The sequence below is a fragment of the Leptospira noguchii serovar Panama str. CZ214 genome, from assembly GCF_000306255.2.
Classification (GTDB): Bacteria; Spirochaetota; Leptospiria; order Leptospirales; family Leptospiraceae; genus Leptospira; species Leptospira noguchii.
Genome location: NZ_AKWY02000004.1, coordinates 265,489 through 289,402, shown reverse-complemented (window position 1 = coordinate 289,402; position 23,914 = coordinate 265,489). Strand labels below are relative to the sequence as shown.

13 protein-coding genes and 1 tRNA gene are annotated in these 23,914 nt (G+C 33.6%); 8 read left to right on the top strand and 6 right to left on the bottom strand.

The window, feature by feature from the left end; genetic code table 11:
• Positions 1-493 precede the first annotated feature (493 nt).
• Complete coding sequence (locus LEP1GSC059_RS02795) at positions 494-3,661, bottom strand: efflux RND transporter permease subunit (RefSeq protein ID WP_020980239.1); 3,168 nt, start codon at positions 3,659-3,661, stop codon at positions 494-496.
• A 1,532-nt stretch (positions 3,662-5,193) separates the two neighbouring features.
• Here LEP1GSC059_RS02795 and LEP1GSC059_RS02790 point away from each other — a divergent pair.
• The 3 genes from LEP1GSC059_RS02790 (at position 5,194) to LEP1GSC059_RS02780 (ending at position 7,886) form a co-directional block, all read left to right on the top strand.
• Positions 5,194-6,159 carry an NAD-dependent epimerase/dehydratase family protein gene (locus tag LEP1GSC059_RS02790; RefSeq protein WP_017215245.1) on the top strand — a complete coding sequence of 322 codons (966 nt, stop codon included), beginning with the start codon at positions 5,194-5,196 and terminating at the stop codon, positions 6,157-6,159.
• Between the two features lie 433 nt (positions 6,160-6,592).
• Complete coding sequence (locus tag LEP1GSC059_RS02785) at positions 6,593-7,327, top strand: hypothetical protein (RefSeq protein WP_017215247.1); 735 nt, start codon at positions 6,593-6,595, stop codon at positions 7,325-7,327.
• 13 nt (positions 7,328-7,340) lie between these two features.
• Entirely contained in the window at positions 7,341-7,886 is a 546-nt protein-coding gene (locus LEP1GSC059_RS02780; protein WP_017215248.1) for a YceI family protein, read from the top strand.
• A 45-nt stretch (positions 7,887-7,931) separates the two neighbouring features.
• Here LEP1GSC059_RS02780 and LEP1GSC059_RS02775 read toward each other — a convergent pair whose 3' ends face one another.
• Entirely contained in the window at positions 7,932-10,565 is a 2,634-nt protein-coding gene (locus LEP1GSC059_RS02775) for a bifunctional uridylyltransferase/uridylyl-removing protein GlnD (RefSeq protein WP_017215249.1), read from the bottom strand.
• 871 nt (positions 10,566-11,436) lie between these two features.
• Positions 11,437-13,584 carry a methionine--tRNA ligase gene (gene metG / locus LEP1GSC059_RS02765; protein WP_017215251.1) on the bottom strand — a complete coding sequence of 716 codons (2,148 nt, stop codon included), beginning with the start codon at positions 13,582-13,584 and terminating at the stop codon, positions 11,437-11,439.
• Positions 13,585-13,700: 116 nt separating this feature from the next.
• On the opposite strand from metG, the gene LEP1GSC059_RS02760 reads away from it, so the two are divergent.
• Together LEP1GSC059_RS02760 and LEP1GSC059_RS02755 are read left to right on the top strand one after the other, a co-directional pair.
• On the top strand, positions 13,701-14,204 hold the full coding sequence (locus tag LEP1GSC059_RS02760) for a tellurite resistance TerB family protein (RefSeq protein ID WP_375516328.1): 504 nt from the start codon (positions 13,701-13,703) through the stop codon (positions 14,202-14,204).
• A gap of 111 nt (positions 14,205-14,315) precedes the next feature.
• Positions 14,316-15,278 (top strand): hypothetical protein, encoded by a 963-nt coding sequence (locus LEP1GSC059_RS02755; RefSeq protein ID WP_002179273.1) that lies wholly within the window; start codon positions 14,316-14,318, stop codon positions 15,276-15,278.
• A 1,110-nt stretch (positions 15,279-16,388) separates the two neighbouring features.
• Here LEP1GSC059_RS02755 and LEP1GSC059_RS02750 read toward each other — a convergent pair.
• Positions 16,389-17,552, bottom strand: a complete 1,164-nt coding sequence (locus tag LEP1GSC059_RS02750; protein ID WP_017215255.1) for a helix-turn-helix domain-containing protein — start codon at positions 17,550-17,552, stop codon at positions 16,389-16,391.
• A 1,208-nt stretch (positions 17,553-18,760) separates the two neighbouring features.
• On the opposite strand from LEP1GSC059_RS02750, the gene LEP1GSC059_RS02745 reads away from it, so the two are divergent.
• Positions 18,761-19,327, top strand: a complete 567-nt coding sequence (locus tag LEP1GSC059_RS02745; protein ID WP_002179150.1) for a DUF1569 domain-containing protein — start codon at positions 18,761-18,763, stop codon at positions 19,325-19,327.
• Positions 19,328-20,014: 687 nt separating this feature from the next.
• A tRNA-Val gene (locus LEP1GSC059_RS02740) sits at positions 20,015-20,091 on the top strand.
• Between the two features lie 382 nt (positions 20,092-20,473).
• Here the strand turns inward: LEP1GSC059_RS02740 and LEP1GSC059_RS02735 are convergent.
• Positions 20,474-21,349, bottom strand: a complete 876-nt coding sequence (locus LEP1GSC059_RS02735) for a HEAT repeat domain-containing protein (protein ID WP_002177618.1) — start codon at positions 21,347-21,349, stop codon at positions 20,474-20,476.
• 50 nt (positions 21,350-21,399) lie between these two features.
• The gene (locus tag LEP1GSC059_RS02730) at positions 21,400-21,960 is read right to left on the bottom strand and encodes a polyhydroxyalkanoate synthesis regulator DNA-binding domain-containing protein (RefSeq protein WP_002177612.1); all 561 of its coding nucleotides are present in this window, start codon (positions 21,958-21,960) and stop codon (positions 21,400-21,402) included.
• 76 nt (positions 21,961-22,036) lie between these two features.
• Here LEP1GSC059_RS02730 and LEP1GSC059_RS02725 point away from each other — a divergent pair, with 76 nt between their 5' ends.
• Positions 22,037-22,909, top strand: a complete 873-nt coding sequence (locus tag LEP1GSC059_RS02725; protein ID WP_017215257.1) for a hypothetical protein — start codon at positions 22,037-22,039, stop codon at positions 22,907-22,909.
• Positions 22,910-23,914: the final 1,005 nt, after the last annotated feature.

The following is a 23,914-nucleotide window of genomic DNA, read 5'->3' as shown; positions in this document are numbered from 1 at the left end:
TTGAGATAAACTCTGTATAACAAACCGATTTATAGAATGTGACGTTGATTCTTGATTGTAACATTATGAATTTTTGCAAAACCTCGCTTCCTTTCAAAGTTATATCTTTGCAAGTATTTATTGTGGAAATTACTACATAGTATCCAAATACTTTAAATGTGGGAACTCCCACGTTTTTGTAAATTTTAAACAATTTTAAAATCCAATCCATGTTTTTAGTTTTACTGGTTTCATAAAATTGAATACGGTTCATTTTTATTATAAAATCTTGTTTTGATAAAAATATAAGTATTTTATTATATAGTTTTGAGTATTTTTTAATCAATTGAAACGTAAAAGCAAACTCAAAAGTTATATAAGAATTCCAGAAAATCAATATATCAATATCAAAAAACTCCGTAAAAATTTTATTTTAGATATAAGATACGCATAACGTATTTTTTCTGAAAAGTATTTATCTAACGTTTTATGTTCAATAGGATTTACTTTAAACTTATATTTTATTGATCTTCGGTGGAATTTTTACCTCCTTTTCTCCTAAATAGTAGGCGGCAGGAACTACTAAAAGTGTAATCAAGGTAGAAAGGGTCATACCACCTAGTATAGTCACCGCCATTGGAATTCTAGTTTCTGCTCCTGGTCCGAGAGCCAACGCAGGCGGAATTGCCGCGGCGATAGAACTAAAAGAAGTCATAAGCACGGGTCTTAAACGGATAGGGCAACCTTCTCGGATCGATTCTTGAATATTTTTTCCAGTAGAACGAACATGATTTACAAACTCCACGAGAAGGATGGAATTCTTTTTTACCAATCCTAAGAGAAGAATGAGTCCGATAAAACTATACATGTTAAAAGATTGTCCGAACACATAAAGAGCGACTAATGCACCTGTGAAACTGAAAGGCATAGCGAGTAAAATGTAGAGAGGTTGTTTTAAACTATTGAATTGGCTTGCGAGAATCATATAAGAAAGTAGAATTCCGAATAATAAAGCAAGAGTTAGACTGTTACCGGACTCTTTTGCAGTTTTTGCCGAGCCTGTCATGGAGACCGAATATCCTTCCGGAAGAATTTCTTTAGCAATTTCTAATGCTTTTTCTGTAGAAACGTTTTGACCCAAAGCAGGGGCGGGGTTTCCAAATACTCGGATCGCTCTTTCTCGATTGATTCTGGTAATTGTTTTAAGAGCTTCTTTTTCTTGGATATTTATAACTTCTTTTAACTTTACGAATTCTCCAAATGTGTTTCTAACTCCAATATTTGGAATGATCGAGATAGTTTCTCCTTTTTCCCTTTGAATTTTAACTCTAACGTCGTAGCTTCGGCCGTTTTCTGTAAAACGACTTACGTTTTTTCCTCCCATCAATGTTCCGACTGTATTTCCAACATTAGCCATGCTTACACCTCTAAGAGCGGCGGCTTCTCGGTTCGTTACAAGTCTAAGTTCTTTTTGTCCTGCTACGTAGTCTGTATCTACGTCCAATAGTATTTTACTTTCTTTGAGTTTATCTAAAATTTTTACAGAAAGAGAGGATAACGTATTCCAATCAGGGCCGGTTAACACAAGTTCGACTGGATAACCCCTTCCCGCAGAAAATCCTCTTTGAGAAAGGTCTTGTACTGAAAACGTAGCTTCTGGAACTAATTCTTTTAAATCTTTTCTTAATATACTAAATAACGCGGATTGAGTGATTTCTCTTCCTGTTTTAGGATTTTTAGGTCTGTGTCCCATTTCTTTCATTGTAATAAAAAACATTCCTGTATTTGCTTCCGTTCCTCCAAAACCACCTACGTTGGAAATATACTTTTCTATTTCTTTTCTTTGAATAAGATATTGTTCTACTTTTTTCATGGTTTCGTCCGTTTTTTGTAAAGAAGAACCCAAAGGAAGTCTAGCGCGAACGATAAAACGTCCCATGTCTTGAGGAGGAATAAATTCTTTCTTTAAGAGGAAAAAAAATCCAAGAGATCCAATGAACAAGGCAGTCGAACCGAACACAATCCAACGAGGAAATTTTAATACGAAGTCGATAGAACGTTCATAAAGAAGAGTACTATAATCTAAAAAACGTTCCGTGACCGGATCCATCTTTTTAAAAATGGAAATTTTTGAAATCCATCGATTCCAAATTTCGTGAGCATTTACAGAAAAGATGGATTTTTTATTATTCTTTTTTTTATCTTCCGCATACAAGGAAGCACGCATAGGAGTAAAACTTAGAGCTTCGAAAAGGGAAAGTAGAACTGAAACTGAAATTGTAACGCCGAATTCTAAAAAATATCTTCCGATGATCCCTTTCATAAAAGCAACAGGAAGAAAGATAGCAACGACGGCTAACGTAGCAGCTAGAGCAGCAAACCGAATTTCAGTCGCTCCTTCCAGGGCGGCTTGAAACCAGGACTTTTTCATTTCCCTATGTCTAGTAATATTCTCTAGAACCATGATTGCGTCGTCCACGACAATCCCAGTTGCTAAAGATAAACCTAACATAGTAAATGTGTTAATTGTAAAACCAGCAAAATATAAAAACAAAAAGGTTCCAATTACGGAAGTAGGAATTGCAAGAAGAACGTTTCCGGTACTCTTCCAGTTTCCTAAAAACAATCTACAAACAAAACCGGTAAGGATGGCGGAAAAGATCAGAGTAAATTCTAATTCGTTTACACTGTCTCGTATGTAGCCAGTGTTGTCGTTTGAAACAGTAAGGTCATAACCTTTTGGAAGTTTTGTTTTTAATTCCTTAACTTTGTCTTTAACAAGATCACCTACTTGAACCGCGTTTGCTCCTTTGAGTTTTTTGATACCAATTGCAACTGCAGAAATTCCATTAAATCTAGAGATTCTGCGGACTTCGCCTAACCCGTCTTCTACGATTGAAATGTCCTTTAAACGAATCGATCTAAAGAGGGGAGAACCACTTCTAGAATTTAAGAATATGTTTCCAAATTGTTCTGCGGTGGGAACTTCGCCAACGGCACGAAGACTGATTTCGTTCGTTTTATTTTCTAATCTTCCGGAAGGAACTTCTAAATTCTGTTCTCTTAAAGTGTTTACGATATCGTCTACCGCGATTTCGTTTCTGGAAAGTTGTATCGGATCTAAATAGACATTGATCGTTCTATCAACGTAACCTCCTAAAATAATTTCACCTACGCCTGGAATTTTCTGAAATTTATCTTTAAGAAAATCCTTTACGAAAAGCATTTTTTCTTTTTCGGATTTATCAACTGCAGTGAGGGAAATCCAGATGATTGGAGTATCATCCGGATTGGATTTAGTAATAACAGGAGGGTCCATTTCTTCAGGAAGTTTGTTGGAAACCTGAGCGAGTTTTGTTTGGATTTCTTGAACGGCGACGTCTACGTTTCGACTCAGTTCTAATTCTACAGTGACCGCAGCGGAACCGTCTGAGGAAATCGATCGAACTTCAGTGACACCTTCCACTGTCATAAGAACTTCTTCGATCGGATCTACAACATCCGTTTCCATGACCTGTGCATTGGCTCCGATGAGAGTGAGAGAAACGTTTACAACCGGAAAGTCTACGTCTGGCATTTGGGAAACACCCATTCTGGAAAAACCAATCGATCCAAAAAGAATGATCGCTGCCATCATCATCCAAGAGAAAATCGGATTACGTATAGAAATTGCAGAAAGCAAGTAAAAACCTCTTAGGTTCAATGGAAACAAAAATTGAAATGAACCTTAAATACTAATTCGACCTAATTTTTATCTTCTGGGTCCAATTTTTTAATTGGAAGTTCGTTAATTATGAAATCGTATATTTAAATTTAAGATAGAAAGCGGCTAGACTTTTCTTTGAAAAGTAGGGTCAAGGAATATATTTTTTAGTATGGTTTATAAAATTTACGATTAGGTATGATTCTAAAAGCTGATTTTTCAAACTGTATTCTAAATTACGCATATAGATTTGTCTTGGCGCCAAGGACTTGGTTGCACAAGTATTTAAGCATACTGTTTTCTGCACCAGAGCAACTGTGTTGAGTTTTTAAGAAGCGTTTGCAGTTGTTCAATACTCGATCCTGTGTATTTGGAAAATTGTAGGATTATTTTTATAAAATTGATACAAATAAAGACAATAAAGTAATTTCTCAATAAAATCTTTATATACAGAAAAACTTTCTAAAGTGGATTTTCACTTTTATGATCATAAAAGGTAATTTCATCCAAATAATCTGGTTTTGAATTTTCTGAATATTTGTGAAGGAGCCGTTACTTTAGAAAGTTGCCGCCGATTCACATTTTTTAATAAATTACTTTAAAATTTAACGTGGACAGAGCCTAAGAAAATCAGGGCGAATCCGGCTTGCCACAGGCAGCCGGACCGGGCTCTCAGCTCTGGTCAATAAATTGTATATAGAAAACGTTATACAATAATCATCTTTAGCTTCAATTTATTTACCTCGCATCGATCCCTTTCGCGTTAATTCACGTTAAAACTTAAAGTGTAGGAGTTCTTACAGCTTTTAACTTTGAACTTATCCAAAACCTAAACACCGATCCATAGAGAGATGTTTGCTGAGTTACTGTTGAGTGTAGAAGTGAGACGCCAAGTTCTGTAAATTGTGGGAACTATTACGAAAATTTAACGAGATTAGAATTCTCGAAAGTTGACAAATGAGACCTAAATTTGTGGGGAACTACTGCATTTTATTGAAAATTTCTAAAGAATGATCGTAAAAATTTTTGAGATTCTGGGACAAGCTCTTTATTCAAAACGGTATAGTTTTTAAAGAGACACATAAATCAGTGGGAACTACTAAGTTTTGTTAAGACTTGCAAAAAAGGATTTCTATTAGAGTTTGGGTTAGACAATTTTTGACACAGTTTAAGGAACCTACAAAAAATGAATTTTGGATTTGATGAATCAAGGTCGTGAAACGAAGATTTTATGCAAAAATTTGATTGTACAGTCATTTATTTTAGATTAGAGTTTTTGAAAAATTAATTCGCCACTTAGTTTCTGTTTCATGGAAACGGTCGGTTGAAGCAGTTTTATTGATCGTCACTATGAAATTTTTCAAAAACTCTATTTTATAGAAAATACTTTTAAGAGTAATATCGAAATTTTTACAAATGGCATTGTGTATAAAAGAAATATTAGAAAATCAATATTTTTAAATATAAAAAATAAATCAATTATCTGGGCTTTTTAGGGAGAATAAAAAAAAATGAAAATTTTTATAACAGGAGCTTCCGGTTTTGTAGGAGATGCCGCAACTCGGATTTTATCCAAAAAACATACCATTTTGGCGATGTCTCGATCTGAAAAAACGGATTCAATCGTATCCAAAGCAGGAGGAAAACCGGTTCGATGCGAACTCAATTCGGTGGATCCAAGTTCTCTACAAGGAATAGACATAGTCATTCATAGCGCGGCTTATGTGGAACAATGGGGACCTTTCCGAGATTTCTGGAAAGTAAACGTGGAAGGAACCGCTCAACTTTTAGAAGCATCTCGTAAAGCGGGTGTTAGGCGATTTATTTTTATTGGAACCGAAGCGGCACTTTTTTATGGGCAACCGATGATCAATATAGACGAATCTTATCCTTATCCGAAAAACTCTCCCTTTCCTTATTCTAAAACCAAAGCCGAAGCGGAAAAATTAGTATTAAAAGCCAATTCTTCGGAGATGCAGACGCTTTCGATTCGTCCTCGTTTGATTTGGGGACCGGGAGATAAAACTGTCCTTCCAATTCTTTTGAAGATGATTGCGGAAGGAAAATTTTCTTGGATCGACGACGGAAAAGCTCTAACCAGTACAACTCATATTTATAACTTAGTACATGCAATCGAACTTGCTCTTACCAAAGGTCAAGGAGGTAAATCGTATTTCGTAACAGATGATGAAATATTCAATTTTCGTAATTTTTTAGAATCTCTACTAACAACTCAAAAAGTAACGGCACCAAATCGTTCAATTCCAGGATGGCTAGCACGTTTTTTAGCAAGGGTTGTAGAAGCGGTTTGGAAATTATTCTGGATTAAAAACGAACCTCCTTTGACCCGTTTTAGTGCAAGTATTATGTCCAGAGATTGTACGATTAAAATAGATAACGCTAAAAAAGATTTAGGTTATTCTCCCCTATTGACGGTTAGTCAAGGACTCAAAGAGATGCCGGTTTTAAAATTGTGACATTCAAAAGTTAGAATGTAGAATTTACTTCTTAAAAATTTATAAATTTCAAAATAATCTTAATTTATAATGTTTATGCATTTTTGTAAGATCTATAATTTATTTTTGATAGTAAATATAGGTTTTCTAAAAACTTTATTAGAATTATTGAAAAATGAATCTCCATTTGCCTTTGTTTCATCGAAACGGTCGATTAAAGCAGTTTTGTTAACTGAAATGGAATTTTTCAAAAACTCTAATATTTCGAATTATATAAAGATTTCTTAAAAAATAAAATACTCGATATCATTTTTTGAAATCTATCTAAAGAATTCGTTTTTCTTTATAGACGAAAAAGTAATTCTTGAATCATTCGTTTTGAAAAAATCTACAGAATTTTGTTGTATAAAAGAAATATTCCTTTATACTCTTTAAAGACCAAAAGAGGATTATTATGATTCTAAAAAGGTTTTTAATTTTATTGTTATCTAGCTTTTTCGTCTGGAGTGCGTTAGGTGCTCAAGTCGTAACTCCTACGATTTCGGTAAAGTCGAATTCTAAAACAACTAAGGAAGGGATTTTAACTCGAAGAAAAATGTTGGATTTTCATCAACTTTCAGGTTTTATCACATTAGGACTTTGGTTGGCTACAAACTTGGAAGGTGAAAAGGCAAAAGATAGCTTATATAGAAAGTCGGATGAATATGCAAAAATTTTGCTTTTTACACATCCGGAATATTCGAACAATGATCCGCTTTATTCGGTTTCTTTGTTTCAAGGTTTAGATCAAAATAGTATTGCCGCCACGTATTTTCTTTTTAAGGATCCTGCAAATAATCTCCCTTTATATTTTGTATTAAAATCTAACGAAGAATGGGAAGCGAAACATTCCGGAAGTTTTCATAAACAATTAGCATATTCTACTTTTGGAATGTATCTTTTAACTGCTGGTTTGGCTTTTTTTGCTCCTCAGAGAGTTGTAGATTCGGAAGATTCCGACGTAAATATTTATAGCCCCATTTTTGCTCACAAAGCCTTAATTCCTTTGCATTTGGCGGCGATGTTGATTTTACCTTCTTTGGGGCAAAGGATCGAAAAACACGGACCCGAAGCGGCGAGAGATATGCAGCAAGTAGGATGGGCGGGTTTTGGGGCCTTTACTTTGTCTTTGTTTGTAATTACATTTTAAGGAATATTAATATATGAAACATCTTAACCAAGTCGTTTTATCGTTTTTGATTTTTCTGACGTCCCAAAGTTACGCGTCAGAGATCCTCAAAAAAGAAATCACTTTTTTGGCGATTCATCCTATGAAAGAAGTTCACGGAATTTGTACGGAAATACAAATAGATTCTCCTCAAATTCAAACAAACGGAACCGTTTATAAATTAAATTCTCCTTTTGGAATTAAAATTCCGATTTTGAAAATTCATTCCGGAGATGAAAACAGAGATTCTCATATTACGGAAATTTTAGGCTATCCTAATACTCCGGAAATCATAGTTGTTGTAGAATCCGTAGATGCAGTTGGTGAAACATATTTGATCCGTGGTAAACTTACTATTCATGGATTTACTCGTGACTTTCAATCTTCTGGAAAAGTTGAGCCAAATGGAGTTGGTCAAATTCATATATTTGGAAAAGTGAATATTCGATTTTCTGATTTTAATCTCGAAAAACCGTCTCTTTTATTTATAAAAGCAAAAGAAGAAATTGAAATCGGGTATGACTTTTTGGTTAAGATATAAAAATATTTTGTATTCTAGTTTATAAATTAAGAAATGATTTTCCGTTTAAGTAATAGAAACTTCTTCTAATATTTTTTCCCCAAGCTGGAGGGTAAGAATTTTTTCTTTTAATTTCAAGAGTAAACTCTGATCTTCCAGTTTACAGCCATTAGATGTTTGAAGATAAAAAGAATCGTACGCGTAGTCGGCGCTTGTTGAAACTCTCAAGTAACGAACCTTAAGATCTAGATAAAGAATGATTTGAAGAATTCTATAAACCAGACCTACAACATCTGGCATTCTAACTTCCATAATTGTTACGTCTGGAAGATCCTCGTTATAAAATTGAACGGAACGATTGACTATACTTTCAGGCGTTGGTTTTCTAGGGTTCCAATCCGTTCTCTGGAACGCGATACTTTCACGTTTTAAATTTCCAGACGAGATGGATTTGAGTTTGTTTTCGATCCGATCTAGTTTACCTTGTGGAATGTTTCCTCCCCCAGTAGAATCGGTCAATTGAACCGTTGTGATCCAATATTCTTCGAGAGTATAACTTTTCATTCCTAAAAGACTCAGTCCTTCGGAAGAAATGGCACAAGATAGATCTAAAAGTATTTCCGGCTGATTTGATGTAACTACATCAATTGTAACAAACGCTGGATCTTGTTCCGTTTCAAAGATTGTTATAAGAACAGGATTTTGTGCTAGTGTTCCAATCGATTTAAAATTTCTTAATATTTTGCGATTAGATACCGTATTTAGATAAGAAGATGGAGCAACTTGGTTGGCGAACTCTACAATGGATCGAGAGATCGCTTCACTTAAATCTTCTTTGTAGATTAAATAATTTTTTAGATTTTCTAACTGAATCTCTCGAGTAGGTCCTGTTTCTTCGAAATTATCTTTGGAATCTCCTGCAAGATAGGGAATTGTATTTTGATAGAGTGTGTTTAAAATTGCACTTTTCCAATTGGTAAGTACTCCGGTCCCGACAGACTTAGTGTCTATTACGGTAAGAATATAAAGTTTTCTTAATCTTTCTCTGCTTCCTACAATTCTTGCAAAATCGAGGATTAATTTTGGATCACCTATATCTCTTTTAGAACTTAATTCCGACATGATAGTATGTTTTTCTACTAAAAAGCGACACAAGTCAGTATCTTCTTCGTCAAGTCCTAATCTGTCTCCCAGAGATATAACTAGTTCTGCTCCGTATTCGGAATGGTCTCCTTCTTTTACTTTACCGGCGTCGTGTAATAAAATTGCAAGCGCCAAAAGTTCAATCTTGGAACATTCGTTGTAGGTTTTTTGAATTTCCTCGTCTTGAAATTCTCCTTGATCTAAAAGGTCGAGTTCATGCAAAATTAATAATGTATGTTCGTCCACAGTGTATTCGTGGTGATAACTGAACAGAGGGAAGTTGGTACAGGCGCCGAATTCTGGTAAAATCGCTCCTAAAACTCCTGATTCGTGCATTAACTTCAAAATTTTTCCTCTTCGAAAAGGAGTTCTCAGGATTTTTAAAAATTCCTCATTTACTTCGGATGAATACTTAAAGTCATCGTCTAAAAAATTTGACGCAAACCTAAATTCGTTTAATAAAGTTCCGGAAACTTGTAGATTTTTTTCCTGAATCATTCTAAAAGAACGCATAACGTCTCTATAAATTGTATGCGGATTTGTAAATAAGGTTCCTGTTACCGGAGGAAAAACGGTATCTCCTATTTTAAAAAAATTAAGATCTTCGTAGGAAAAGCGTTCTCCTTTTGAGCTTCCTCTTTTTTCGAGAATAGAATCTAAGTAAATGCGAATGATAAAGTAGATATTTTTCTGATGGCGATATAATACGTGCATAAATTTTTCAACAGAAGAGAGTTCTTCTTTTTTGCCGTAACCTAAATACTCTGCGACTTCTTGTTGAAGATTTAGATCCAATCGATCCGTTTTTCTAGAAGTGACCGTATGCATTGCAATTCTTACGCGTAGAATAAAATCATAAGCTTCCTGTAGAAGCTGAACTTCTCCCCTTTGAAAAGCGGGAAGTATGGATAATCCACTTAAAGACGGAAGGTTGCGAAATGGTTTTTCCATCCAAAACATATATTGTATGTCTCGAAGTCCGCAAAGATCCGTTTTTAGATTTGGTTCGCTTAACAAAATTGGACGTTCTTCGTTGAGAAACCGAGAGGTTAAAATTTCTTCTTTGATTTCATTATAACGTTTTGTTAATTTTACTGGAAGTTTTTCCAGAAAATTCGTTTTAAACTTTTCGAATAAAGATTTTGATCCGGCAAGAAAACGGGCGTCTAAAAAAGCGTGATAAGTAGACATATCATCTAAATATCGAAAACATTCTTTGATCGTTCTACAGGAATGTCCGACTTCTTTTCCGGAATCGTATAGATAAGTGTTGATCTTGGAAATGATCGTTTCTAATCTTTCTTCTTTGATTCCGTTATGTAAATACAGCAGGTCGATATCGGAATGAGGTGCCATTTCCATTCTTCCATACCCTCCCATTGCAACGATACAGAGTTCGTCTCCGGATTTTAATCCGACTTTTGAACTTTCAAACTTGGAGAGTATAAAAGAATCTACAATATGTGTGAGTTGTCTCGAGACGAGTCGTCCGTCTACGTTTTTACTCTTTTCTAAGAGTCTTTGAAAACTGTAGGTTATATCTAATTGTAAAGGCATATGATGAATGAGTTCCAGAGTTTGTCTTATTGTTTTGTTTTCCGAAATGGAATATTCTGATTTTGATTAAAACATACAATCCGAATTTTCATTTTTTCGTAATCTTATTTTGAATTTATTCTAGAACTTAAAGTTTACTGGATTGAAAGTTAAACTGCAAGAACCTGTTACAAGTTTTTGTATAATCCGAAAGGAGTAAATTCTATTGTGTTTATTTTGAATGATGGTCTGTCCGAGTTTTATTTTAAAAAGAATCAACTCTTTTTTGTTTTCAGTTGTTTGTCGGAACAACTATTGATTTCTATAAAATTGAGTAAGATAGATTTTCATCGTAAAAACTGTTTCATTAAAAAATATTGAATTCTTTTAGTAAGAACTAACCTTAGAATTTTTAGATGTGGGAACTAATACAAATTTAGCAGTTTTGCTTTCGAAATCGATTTTTAAATTAACATGAGTTCGGTGTAAGAAAGAATTTTCTAAAAGTATGAGTTCCTACAATTTTAGAATTTGTTTGTAAAATCGTAATTTGCAGTAGTTCCCACAAATTATTTTTACGAAAAGATTTGGTTTTATAAAACGAATCACTTACATCGAATTTACGTTAAAATAAAAATCTTACAACAAATAAGACAGTAAAATGTGAAGCCACTTGAGATTTTTAGGAAAGCAGTTGTAGGTCGGTATTTTATAGAATTATGATATGATTGGTATTTCTGAAACTATGTTTTACAATTCGACCCTCAGTATAGAACTTGTGCATGCAAGTTCATCCTATTCTCAAAAATATATTCTAAATTTCGAATGTAGATTTATATAGGCAAAGGATATAGACTTATATAAATAAATCTAAATAACGTCCCACAGCCGCTTATTTTAATCGATCTCCTGGTTTAGCGTCCTTATGAGGTACAAATAAACTCAAAGATTCTCCTTCGCCGGAAGCGAGCAACATGGCTTCGGAAATTCCGAATTTCATTTTTCTAGGTTTTAGATTGGCAACGACTACAACTTTTAGACCTTTTAAATTTTCTGGTTGATAAGCGACTTTAATTCCGGCAAAAACGTTTTTGATTCCCAGTTCACCTAAATCCACTTTTACGTTTACGAGTTTATCGGCGCCATCTACCGGGCCCGCTTCCACAATTTGGCCCACTCTCAATTCTACTTTAGAAAGGTCATCTATCGAAATTTCAAGTCTCTCTTCTTGAACTTGATTTCCAGAAGTTTCTACTATTTTAGAATGTTCCGATTGTTTATTTTCTTCTAACATAACTTTGATCGCCTTTTCATCCACACGTTTGGAAATCATTTTGTACGGAGCTATTTTTATTTTTTCTAATATTCTATTTTTATCTAAATCCTTAAACGAAGGAGAATCTTGTAAATTCAATAACTTATAAATCTGTTCTGAAATTTTAGGAACTACAGGATAAAGATAGATTGCAAGAAAACGACTCGCGTTTAAGGTTACAGTTACAACTTCTCTTGCTTTTTCAGGATTTTCTTTGATGAGCTTCCACGGAGCATTATCGTTGACATAACGATTTACCCTATCTCCAAGACGTGTAATTTCTCTCAAAACTTTAGCGTAATTTCTTTGTTCGTATGCGTATTTTATAATGTTTTGAATCGAATCTTCTCCAGAACCAAATTTTATTGATTGAGTAATGATCTCTTCGATTAAAGCAAGACCTTCTTTGGAAATAACTCCTAATGTTCTGTCTAACGCGTCTAAAATCGTAGTAGAAACTCTGGAAACGGAATTGATCAAATTTCCCACAAGGTCCGAATTTATTTTATTTACGAAGTCTTCAAAAGAAAGATCAATGTCGTCCATTCCGGGACCTAATTTAGCGGCTAAATAAAAACGAAGATGTTCAGGGTCTAAATGTTTTATAAACGTCTCTGCTTTTATAAACGTTCCTCTGGATTTGGACATTTTTTCGCCGTTGACACCGATAAAACCGTGAACGTGAACTTTCGAAGGAGCTCTATAATCACTGCCTTCTAACATAGCAGGCCAAAATAAAGTATGAAAATATAATATATCCTTACCAATAAAGTGGACGATCTCTGAGCTTTTATCTTTCCAAAAAGAATCAAACTTATTCGGTTCGTTTGGAAAATTCTTTTCAAAGAAATTTTTGGAAGAAGCCATATAACCTATGGGAGCGTCTAACCAAACGTAAAAATATTTATTCGTTTCTCCTGGAATTTCAAAACCAAAATAAGGGCCATCTCTGGAAATATCCCAGTCTTGTAGTCCTGCATCGAACCATTCTTTCAACTTCTTTTTAACACCTTCGGATTCGGAAACAACTCCGCTCGTTTCTATCCAGGATTGTAAATCAAAATCAGTTTTTAGGTGGGATGGGTTTATAGTTTCTGATGAAGTCGATTTTTCAGCTGTTTTATGAAAATCTCCCAATTTAAAAAATATATGATCCGAATTCTTAGCCACTGGAGAAGTTCCGCATAAAGAACAATGAGAATCGATCAGATCCTTAGGACTATAAGTGGCACCACAAACTTCGCAATTATCTCCGTATTGATCTTTGGATTTACAATTGGGGCAAGTGCCTTTGATAAAACGATCTGGAAGAAACATCTTATCTGTTTCGCAGTAAGACTGTTCTATACTTTTTCTCGAAATATGACCTTTCGATTTTAGCTTCAGATAAATATCTTTGGAAATTTCTTGATTTGCTTTGGAATGTGTGGAATCATAATGATCATATTCAATTCCAAAAGAAGTTAAATCTCTATAATGTTCTTGTCCAACTTTTTTGATCAGTTGTTCGGGAGTAATTCCCTCTTTACGCGCTGCTAACATCACAGGGGTTCCGTGTGTGTCGTCTGCACAAAAAAAATAACATTCGTTTCCGATTGCCCTTTGAAACCGAACCCAAATGTCTGTTTGAATTCCTTCTAATACATGGCCTAAATGAATTGGACCGTTTGCATAAGGAAGAGCCGAAGTGACTAGTATTTTTCTATAAGATGAAGAAAAGTTCACAAAAGTCAGGTTCTTAAAATTTAGGTCAAAATCAACGTCTTTCTTTTCGGATTTTCATTGCAAAATCAATGGTTCGGATAGAATTTTCTGAAAACCTGGAGGAACCACCGATGCCAATGGAAAATCTTTCATCCCTTGCAAGTAAAGTTCTGCCGGGGCATGAATTCTATGAGAAGTTCAGAGAAGAAATGAACCCGGAGCAGGAGATATTCCATCTAAAGATGAACTATGCAAAGGTTCTAGTTAGCATCTGGTCTTATTCCTGTATGGCCGACGGAATCTTTCATCAAAAAGAAGGAAGTCTTGTCGGACAGATGGTAAAAGCGCTTTTCGAAGAAGGTTGTATCTTCTTTGATCATCAGAGCGAAAAAACTTCTATCATCGGAGAGTTATCGGAAGTATTTGAAAATCCTCTTCCGGTAAAAACGGTTCGTAATTTTTCGGAAGGAAATCCGATTATGGCGGCTGGTTTTTATGAAGATGCTTGCGTAATTGTTTCAATGGATGGGGCTCTGACTAAAAAGGAAAGAGAATTTTTAGACGATCTTGCAAAGGAACTCGAAATTTCGTCTATGGATAAGAAGAATATTGAAAATAGAATTCTTGAAAAAAAGAAGTAAGTATCTCAACGATCTTTTTTTCTTTTCGGTTTTTTTTAAAACCGAAAATTTTTCCATCCAAAAAGAGTGCATAACGTTCCACGTGATGACCTTCCTGCGGGTAAAATCCTTATGAATTGGATTTGGGAGGCGTTATTTTATTTTTTAATTGTATATACGGGTTTACAGTTTTTAGTATCTGGTCCTGTATTACAACTTCTGATTAATTTTTTTTCCTTCCGACATTTTAAGTTCAAATGGATCTCTTCCGGAATACTTTTACCTATTTTTTACGTAATCTCTAAAAACTGTACGATCGAATTTCCGGGAATATTAAAAACGGATCAAGTATATGCAAGGGTTTCTTTTTTAAATTTAAAGATAGATTTTTTTTCGCTTTTTAAGGGTAAGCTGAGTATCCCTTTTTGTATATTCAAAAATTTTCATATGGATTACACAAACATAATAAGTCCCCAGAAAAAAATAGGATTGATGCCTAAACGGGGAAAAATCGTATTCCAAAATATGAAAATAGAAAATGGATCGATTTCCATCGTGGATAAAACTTTAACCCCTACTTATTCAATTCAATTGCACGATATATCGATTGAAGGCGGATATATGGATTCCGGTTCTCCTCTTGAAATTCTTTTCAGGACTAAAAGCGGGTTTTGTAGACTTGGAAAAAGAGGGACACTCAAGATAGGAGTTTTAGGCGGGGAAACGAGAGGGTTTTTATCTTTAAACGACATCACCTGGTCTGAACTTGCCGGGTTGCAGGTAATTCCTCTTCCTTTTCTTAAAAATAGGGTTCGAATTTATGTGGAATTTAAACATATCAATCAGGATGAAACGATTGTAGAAGGTACTCTGATTCATTTCGCCCCTAATTCTCAGAATAAACCAGAACAAAGTTATCCGTTTCATTTTACGATTTTATGGAACAATTATAATTTACCATTTGATCTTGCACTTAAAGAACTCGTTTTAGAATTATTTCTTAAAATTAAATTGAAAGGAGTTATGACTAGAATGCTTCAAACGGTAGCGAAAGGTTTATATACGATAATAGGAAGAAGTCGTTCTCATTCATAAGATTTACGCTGAAAGTTGTATATTAAAAATTTAGAAACATGTTGTTGCGATTTTGAACTACTACTGGAATTTATAAAAAGGAACTCTTATCCAAGGGCGTTACAAAAAGAATATCTTGCAAGCTATCTCAAAAATATTTTAGAACTTGTTTTTCAAATCCTAAATACCGATCCATAGAGGTGTTTGCTGAGTTACACAAAATGTGGGAACTACTATGAAAATTCAACGAGATTAAAACTGCTTGAAAGTTCGCAAATTATCAAATGAGACTTAATTTGTAGGAACTACTGCATTTTAGTAAAAATTTCTAAAAAATTATCGCATAAATTCTTTTAGGTTTTGGGATAAGTTCTTAGAATAATCAGAATCTACATTTTAAGCAAAAATAAAATATTTTTAAGATGACTTGTAGTGAAATCCGCTTTAATAGAATTTTAATATTCTATTATATAGTTCGAAGTAAAAATCGAATTTTGCATGAGGTTCCCATTTTGAGATTATTACCAGATTGAAATATTAGAGTTATTGAAAGATGAATCCTTCACAGTGTCTCTTTGATAGAAACGGTCAATTGAAGCAGTTTTGTTAATTGCCATTATGCAATTTTTCAACAATTTTATTTTTTAATGAAAGTTCGGCATAAAAAAAATGAGAAAGAATTTTCTAAAAGTATAAGTCCCTACAAATTCAGAATTTGTTTGTAAAATCATGATTTGCAGTAGTTTTCACATTTGAGATTGATCTGCAAAGTTCTTTTCAGAAAAACAATCATGAATTCTTTGGCCGAAATAAAATTATTTAGAATATTTTGATTTTATAAAGTTATTATTCGTTTTTCTGGACGGCGACCTTGGAAACTCCACAAAGCTTTATTATCGGGCGACTTTAGGACTTTGGGAGTGTTTTCGATAGAATTTATTTTTCTACTTTTCTGCGTGAAAAAATGGAGCGGATCTGAACCCGCCCAGACTTATTTAGTACCAATCGGATTTAAAATCCTCGAAACGTTTAGAAATTTATACGAAACGAGATTTTAAATTTGATTTAAAACTTAAATTTGTAGGAACTACTTCGTTTTAATTCAATTACAAATGGATTTTGGCACAATTCTTAGATTGAATGAGAGTATCTTGGATCCAAGTTCTCCATTTCATCTTCCTTACTTTTATAATTGGGGAGATTCTCTTCTCTGAAAGCTTTTGGAGATTTTTTGGTCTCTTTCAAAAAAGCTCTGTGAAATGCGGAAGAAGAGCTAAAACCTACCGCCATCCCAATCGAAAGAATGGAACGATCCGGTTCTTCAAGCAACATAACCTTTGCTTCTTTCACTCGATGATGATTGATAAAAGTATTGAAATTCATTCCCATATGTTCGTTTAAAAAAGCAGAAAGGTGATGTACAGAAAGACCCATTTCTGACGCTAAGGAAGGAAGTCTAAGTTCTTCATCTAGATGAACCTTTTCACTTTGCATCAATTCTGCGAGTTTACTTTCTACTTTTTCAATATTCAGATCTTCTAAAAGAGATCTTTTTTCCTGAGTGGAATCTCTTTGGGAAAGATTTTTGTCTACTTCGTTTTTTGTGGAATCGTCTAACAGAAATTTGTTTTGGGTTTTTTGAATATCCGAGGAGATTATAGAAATACATTCGCTCAGGATGATCGGAGAAAGAATTAAAAAGTAATAATGGAACGTATGGATCGGCTCCATAACTTTAGAACCTTCGAAATAACGAAATACTTCTGTAAGCTTGATGACTAGTAATAGACCGATGGACGGAAGAATTTTTAACAATATATCCTTGTTTTTAGAAGAAAATAAAAGAACTAGGGTTTGGAAGAAAAGATAAACGAAAAATAGAAGAATTCCCAAAGAAACTATTTCTGAAATATTAGGAATTTTGAATTCATCAAATAAGTCCCAAAGAACTACGATTGCAGCGGTGGAAGCAAAGCTGCGAAGAAGAAGTTTTCGAAGTGTGGTAAAGTCAGAATAAATATACGGTAAATCTTTTTTCTTCGTATTTGTCACGAAATTCATAAAAAAGAAAGCAGTCGCCATTGAAAAATAAGCGTAAAAATATTGGGCTAACTTCTTTGCGAGAACGTTTTCCGAAATAAAAACCGTAGCCGTAAAAGACCAAAAAGCACAGGCCATTAAAAAAAACAGTACTGGGGTCCCGATATTTTTTTGTTTGTTTTTTTTGAAAATCCCGAATGCGGCGATCATAAGATACAATGTCGCCGCTAAAGAATAATATTCAACTTCTTGCACATCCAATTCCTTTTGTTGTTTTTACTCCTGTTTTCTCCAAAAACTTTTTATCTATAATGAAGAAATATTTGTAGAGAAAAGCCCGCAAACATTTCTTTGAATACACACTTTTATGTTTATCTTAGCGTGTAGTTTTCTCCTGTATCAGTTATAACAAAATATTTCCGGGCTTTTGCCCGTTTTTTATTTTTTGAAAATTATAATTTGTAATTCCTGAAAAAAAATACGATTTCTTAAATTTAGTTTTTTGCTAGAATTGAGTTGTATAAGAATTTTAATTTCCTCCCAAATTATAGAAAAATCTCTGTTAATCGTGAAATGCAAAAATTCTAAAAATAATTTTTAGATTCTTAAAAAAATCTAAACGTCACTAACGTGCAAATTCCAAAAGTCACCAAGGGCCAATTTTTGAAACCAAAGAAACATATTTTTGAATATTTTTTAACGTATTTTAAAAACTCGGTAAAAACTACTGCAAATTGAAAGAAGGATGTTCTTTAAAAAAACTTTATTCGGTTTTATAACCAAACAATTTAAATGCGGAAATATTTCTTAAATTTTTATCGGAGAGATTCTGATAAAAGTTATAAACCGTTTTAAAATTTTGAGAATCGATGCAAAACGTTCAGATCTATTTTTTTAGAGGATTATTTGCAGTCTCAAATTGTTTTTTATAGATTTATAAATTAGATGAAGATAAAATTTATTTTATTCAGAACTATATAATAAACGTGAGTTCTGCGTAAGAAAGTGAAAAAGGGTTTTCCAAAAATGTGAGTTTCTAACAATTTAAGAATTGGTTCGTAAAATCGCGATTTGTGGTAATTCCTACAAATTTTTAAACAGTATGAGTTCCCACATTTTAGAAATTGATCTATAAAACCAGATCTTAACTTTTTTCAGAAAAATGAATTTCTTACGTACTGCTCACCTAAGAACTTATCCCAAAACCTAAACAGGTGTTTGCTTTAGTTTCATAAAATGTGGGAACTACTGCAGTTTATTAAAAATTTCTAAAGAATGATCGCGTAAAAATTTTTTGGGCTTTGGGACAAGTTCTTAATAAAATATCTGAAATTTTGTTTTTAAAACTGGAATTTCTTTCAAAATAATAGATCGGATTCTTAAAAATATTTAAAATGATTTAAGAAATTTGTCGATTTAGATTTGCAAAAACCTTTCCCTAAAAATTATAATAGGACTTCGATATGCAAAAGTTAAATAGAAAAGAATTTTTACATTCTTCCTTAAAGTTTTTTATTCTTATTGGCGCAGGAACGAATGTTGTCAGGTGTAATTCTGAACCTAAGGGAGTTGTTAACAAAAATCTGTCCTTTGTTTCTCTCTCTCAAGTATTAAATGAACTTGAAATATTCAAAAAATTGAATTCGATTCAAGGATACGGAACCTGGGATGCTGGGAAAGTTTTTCTTCACTGTGCGCAGTCGATAGAATATTCAATTCAAGGTTATCCGGAAAATAAAAGTAAACTTTTTCAGAATACAATTGGAAGACTCGTTTTCTTGAAATTTGCATTTTCTCAAAAAATGTCTCATGATTTAGAAGCCCCAGTTCCAGGAGCTAAGGAAATTCGAACCGATACTGATTGGAAAGAAAGTATTTCAATTTTACGAGAAGCGATTCTTAAATTTCAATCGTATGAAGGAGAATTAAAACCTCATTTTGCATACGGAACATTGACCAAAGAGGAATATGATTTGGCTCATTCGATTCATGTTGCTAATCATTTTAGTTTTTTGACTTTTCAATCTTGAAAGAATAGATTAGAGTTGTTGAAACATTTCATAGCTCAGCTTAACAAAATTGCTCTAATCGACAGTTTCTATGAAACAAAAAGGGATGGAGAATTAATTTTTCAACAACTCATTAAATTTTAAAGTTGCCTCAAAAATATTCTACTTACTTTAAAAGATACTTTGTTACGGGGAATTTATATAACAGAATACACGGATTTTTTTGTAAAAGCGCGTTTATGTAAATATTAAGGATTCCTTTATATAGCTGTCAGTAGAATAAGGAATTTATTTTTGAAGTCGATTCAATCAATACTTTAGGCTCGCCCTATTTTAATTTGGTTTGTTTTAAAAGAGTTTCTATAAAAAATTTTTTTCTAGAATAACCACAAAACGGCGATTTCATGAAGAATATTGATATCGAGAATGCTGTTTTTGAAATTGATCCAAAACGTAGAATTTAAAAAAAGCTATAAATTAACGCGAAGGAGATTGATGTGAGGGCGTTCAGCAGAACGCTCTCACAAACTCAGTGTTTCGCTTCTATAATAAATTGAAACTACAATTTATTGACCAGAGCTGAGAGCGGATTCCCTCTGATTTTTTACGTCGAACTCACTTTAAATTAAAGGTTTATTAAAATTAAGATATAGAAACGAATCTTCTTTACGAATTAGAAGGAAAACAAATTCTGGGAAACAACCTGTAGGGGGATTAGCTCAGCTGGTTAGAGCGCTACCTTGACATGGTAGAGGTCACTGGTTCGATCCCAGTATCTCCCACCACTTACAAAGTTTTTATTTCGAAATCAAATACATAGAATCTTATAGCATGAATTCGTAGAGAGAATTAGAAAGAATTTTCTAAAAATAGGAATTCCTACAATTTTAAAATCTGTTTGTAAAATCGCTGTTCTGCGATCATTAATCATTAGAGTTTTTAAAAAAATTCTATAGTCAGATTAACAAAACTGCTTCAGCCGACCGTTTTCGTAAAACAGAAACATATAGAGATTCATTTTTCAACAACTCTATTTCATAAAAAATTCATTTTATGAAATTTCCCAAAAATAGTGAAGACTTTATTTTTGGATTTAATTTTATAAAATCCAAAAGTTTAAATGGAATTTTGCTCTTTTATAAGAGCCATTTCAAAATTGAATTTTTACTATTCCGCAAAAATTACGGAAATTGTAGGTAATTTAAAACCTAGAACGGACGCCAAATCCTTACGGATTTGATCTCTGACGTTTTGTTTATCTTCTACTAAAAGAGCCTGACGAAGATAAAACTCTGCGGCTTTTAAATCCACTTCTCCTAGCGCCATTGAAGTGCGATAACGAACCGAAGGATTCTCGCTTTTTAACATATCGCAGAGACTATAAAAACTTTTATCTGCAACTTTCATAATATTAACGATTGCGTTTAAAATTGCGGCCTTGGTAAACTCGTTCTTTTCTTTTTCTAAGGTAGAAACTAAAAAGTTTACAGTTTCCTTTCGGTTCATATACTTTAATCCGTCCGCTGCGGAGGCACGGATATAATAGTTAGAATGACCTAATGCGTTTACCAAAACTTCTTCGGATTCTTTCATATAAGGATAACTTCCGATCGTTCTTAAAATTTCACCGGCGGCAATTACCATTGTATAATCTTCTTTTGAAGTAAAGTAAGGTTCATCCTTCTCTTGGATAGTGGGTTCCAATTTTTTATATTCTTCTATAGTTGGTTTGATCGCATCTACGTGATCAATTACTGCAAGAGCCTGTGCGACCGTAAATTTGAGATAAGGATGATTTTCGAGAGACTTAGGAATTTTAGGATTTCCTCGAAGTGCATTGATCAGAGGTCGGACCGCGAGTTTATTATTTACGAACTTGAGATAATCTGCTGCGTCTACTTTTTCTTCGTAAGAACCGGATTCAAGTTTACGGATTTGTTCGAAATAAGCTCTATCGGCATATTCTATCGCCTTATCTGAGGAGAATAAAGGCAAAATACTGATAGAAAACAAAATGATAGAGATCGAAATATTCTTAAACATGGAATTCCCTCTCTTATTATATCGGTATTCGGAATCTTCGGCTTAAAGTTTCAGTCGCCCTTTTCTTTTACGCTTTTTGCGATTTTGTGGATTTTTTCGGATAAATCTTCCAAAGGTAGATTTGTTTCCGCCGACTCTTCCAGTTCTTTACCTATTTTTTTGAGGTCTTCTTGAATTCTAAGTTTGTTTTCGGATGCTCTACTTGCTAAACGGGTCAATAGGTCGTCCCTGTATTCGGTGGCGGTTTCGAGTTTGAGTTCGCCTAACGCAATCATAGATTGTAGAATTTTTTCTAAACGATCTCGAGTCAGATAATTTGCTCCAATTCCACCTAACACTAATCTGCCGAACAAAGAACTTATGTCTTTTCCAGTTTCGCGAATCAAAGAAGAAAGCATAAAATTTGAAAATTCTTCGTTTCTTTGACCAAGAGAAACTTTTAAAAAGGTTTGTCCTAAAATTTTAGGAGTAATATCGGAGCCGGACATATTGTCGATCACGCGAATTTCTTCCCCTTTAATAATCATCTCTGCTACGTCTTCGAGAGTGATTGTTTTACTCGTCTCAGGATCATAGAGTCTTCGATTCGCGTATCGTTTTAGAAGTTTCATTTTAATTGGTTGCGTCTTTTACGCATCGCACAATTCTAGAATTCGCTAAAAAAGTCTTCGGTCAAGCAAAATACCCATGGCAAGCCTACTGTTCGATTGTATCTTCTTAAATGGACTTTCAAAAAAGGAAGAGAAACTTTTGTTTTCACTTTTAGATTGGAAAGAATTTTCAGTGCAAGAGTGGGTAAGTGGAGGAAGATTTCCAGAGTCTGGCCCTGAACAAATTGTAGTTCGCAAAAACATAGAGATCGATTCTTTACAAACTGCAATCGATTGGTCTAAACGTCCTATATTGATTGGAAGAATAGAAATTTCTTTTTTAAGAAAACTATTTCAGCAAGGTCTAAACTACTTTTTAAATCTTCAAACTTCTCAAATTGTAGATATACCGCTAGAAAATTTGATTCAAAAAAAAGGATTAAATTCAATTGTGATCGGACCAGATTCGCTTTTGTTTCAAAGGATACGTGCTCATCTTAAAATACTAGGATGGGAAACATTTCCCTGCAGAGAGTTAACTACACTTACGGAAAAATTTAAGGAATACGAACCCGGTTTGTTATTTGTGGATTGGGAGAGATTAAACGTAAAAGATATGGTGGAACGGTTGAGAAATTTACCTCAAAGGGCGACTTTTCCCCCTGTGATCGGTATCAGAGACGTAAAAAGGGAAAATCTTTTTCAGGACCTTTCCGCTGGGATCAGGGATTTTTGTCAGGAATTATATTCTGAAAAAGAAATATTAGGAATATTGAATAATTCTATATTTGATTTGCAAGGAGAGAATTATATTTCAGAAAATTATAAAAGAATAATGTTTGAGTTTAGAACCGGAGTTCTACCTACCGGAATACGAATTGAAAAAAACGCACAGTTTCAGTTTTTAGGATCAAATTTAGAAAAGATTAAATTGAAAAAAACTCTCGATTGGATGAATGAATTTCTTTAAACGTTCTTTTTTCAAGACCATATTTTTACTACTCAGACAAATGCTATACTTGAGTTTATTTCAAAAACGATCTCCTTCAAAAAGCTAATCATTTCGAGTTAAATGCAACTTGAGGACTTGTGTATTTTTGCAAATTGTTCTTAATTTTTAGTTCTGTCTTTATGCGTACGAATAGTAAGTCGATGTTTTTTGAGATCCAATTTGTTTTTAATCGTGGTATTTGTAGGATGATTCGATCTTACCTCGTGAGTACCGCTATAATTACTTTACCACAATTGTAGAATGAATCTTTAAATCAATTCGCTTAACAAGTTTCAGTAACGTCAGAACTCCTTCGACAGTTTTTAAGTTCTTTGCGAATAAGCAGCTCAAATTTTTTTCTGTGTCGAACCGCTTGCACTTTCTTAATGATCCCATTTTGAAACATGGCAAGCAAGGTTGTTATAATAGAGTTGTTGAAAAATTCCATAGTGGAGTTTAACAAAACTGCTTCATTTTCTATTTCAATAAAACGGAAACAGTTGGAGAATTAATTTTTCAACAACTCTAATTATGACGAATACCTTTACTATATTATAAAGTCGTCTTACTTTTTCGAAGATAACGTAAAAGCATTTTCGAGTTCGGATTTATTTTTGTTCTCTATAAAAATTGTCTATTGTGCAAAATATCAACGTCATATTTACCGTGAGTTCGGCGGAAAAAATTTTCGAAAAGTATGAGTTCCCACATTTTAGGAATCGATCTGCAAGGTTCGGATCCAACTTTTTTAGAAAAATGAATCATGATTGAACTCACATTACTACTCGGGCGTATGAAAACGATACTAAGTTCTTAACGGTCGAATTTGGAAAAAAATAGAGGTATTTAAAAAACAACGCAAATGCGACATTTTAGAGCATAACAAAAACATTCAAATTATTGAAATAATTTAACCTAAGTAACGTGAGTTCGGCATAACAAATGCGAAAGTGATTGTAGCGGAAATTCCGAAGGAATTGGAGC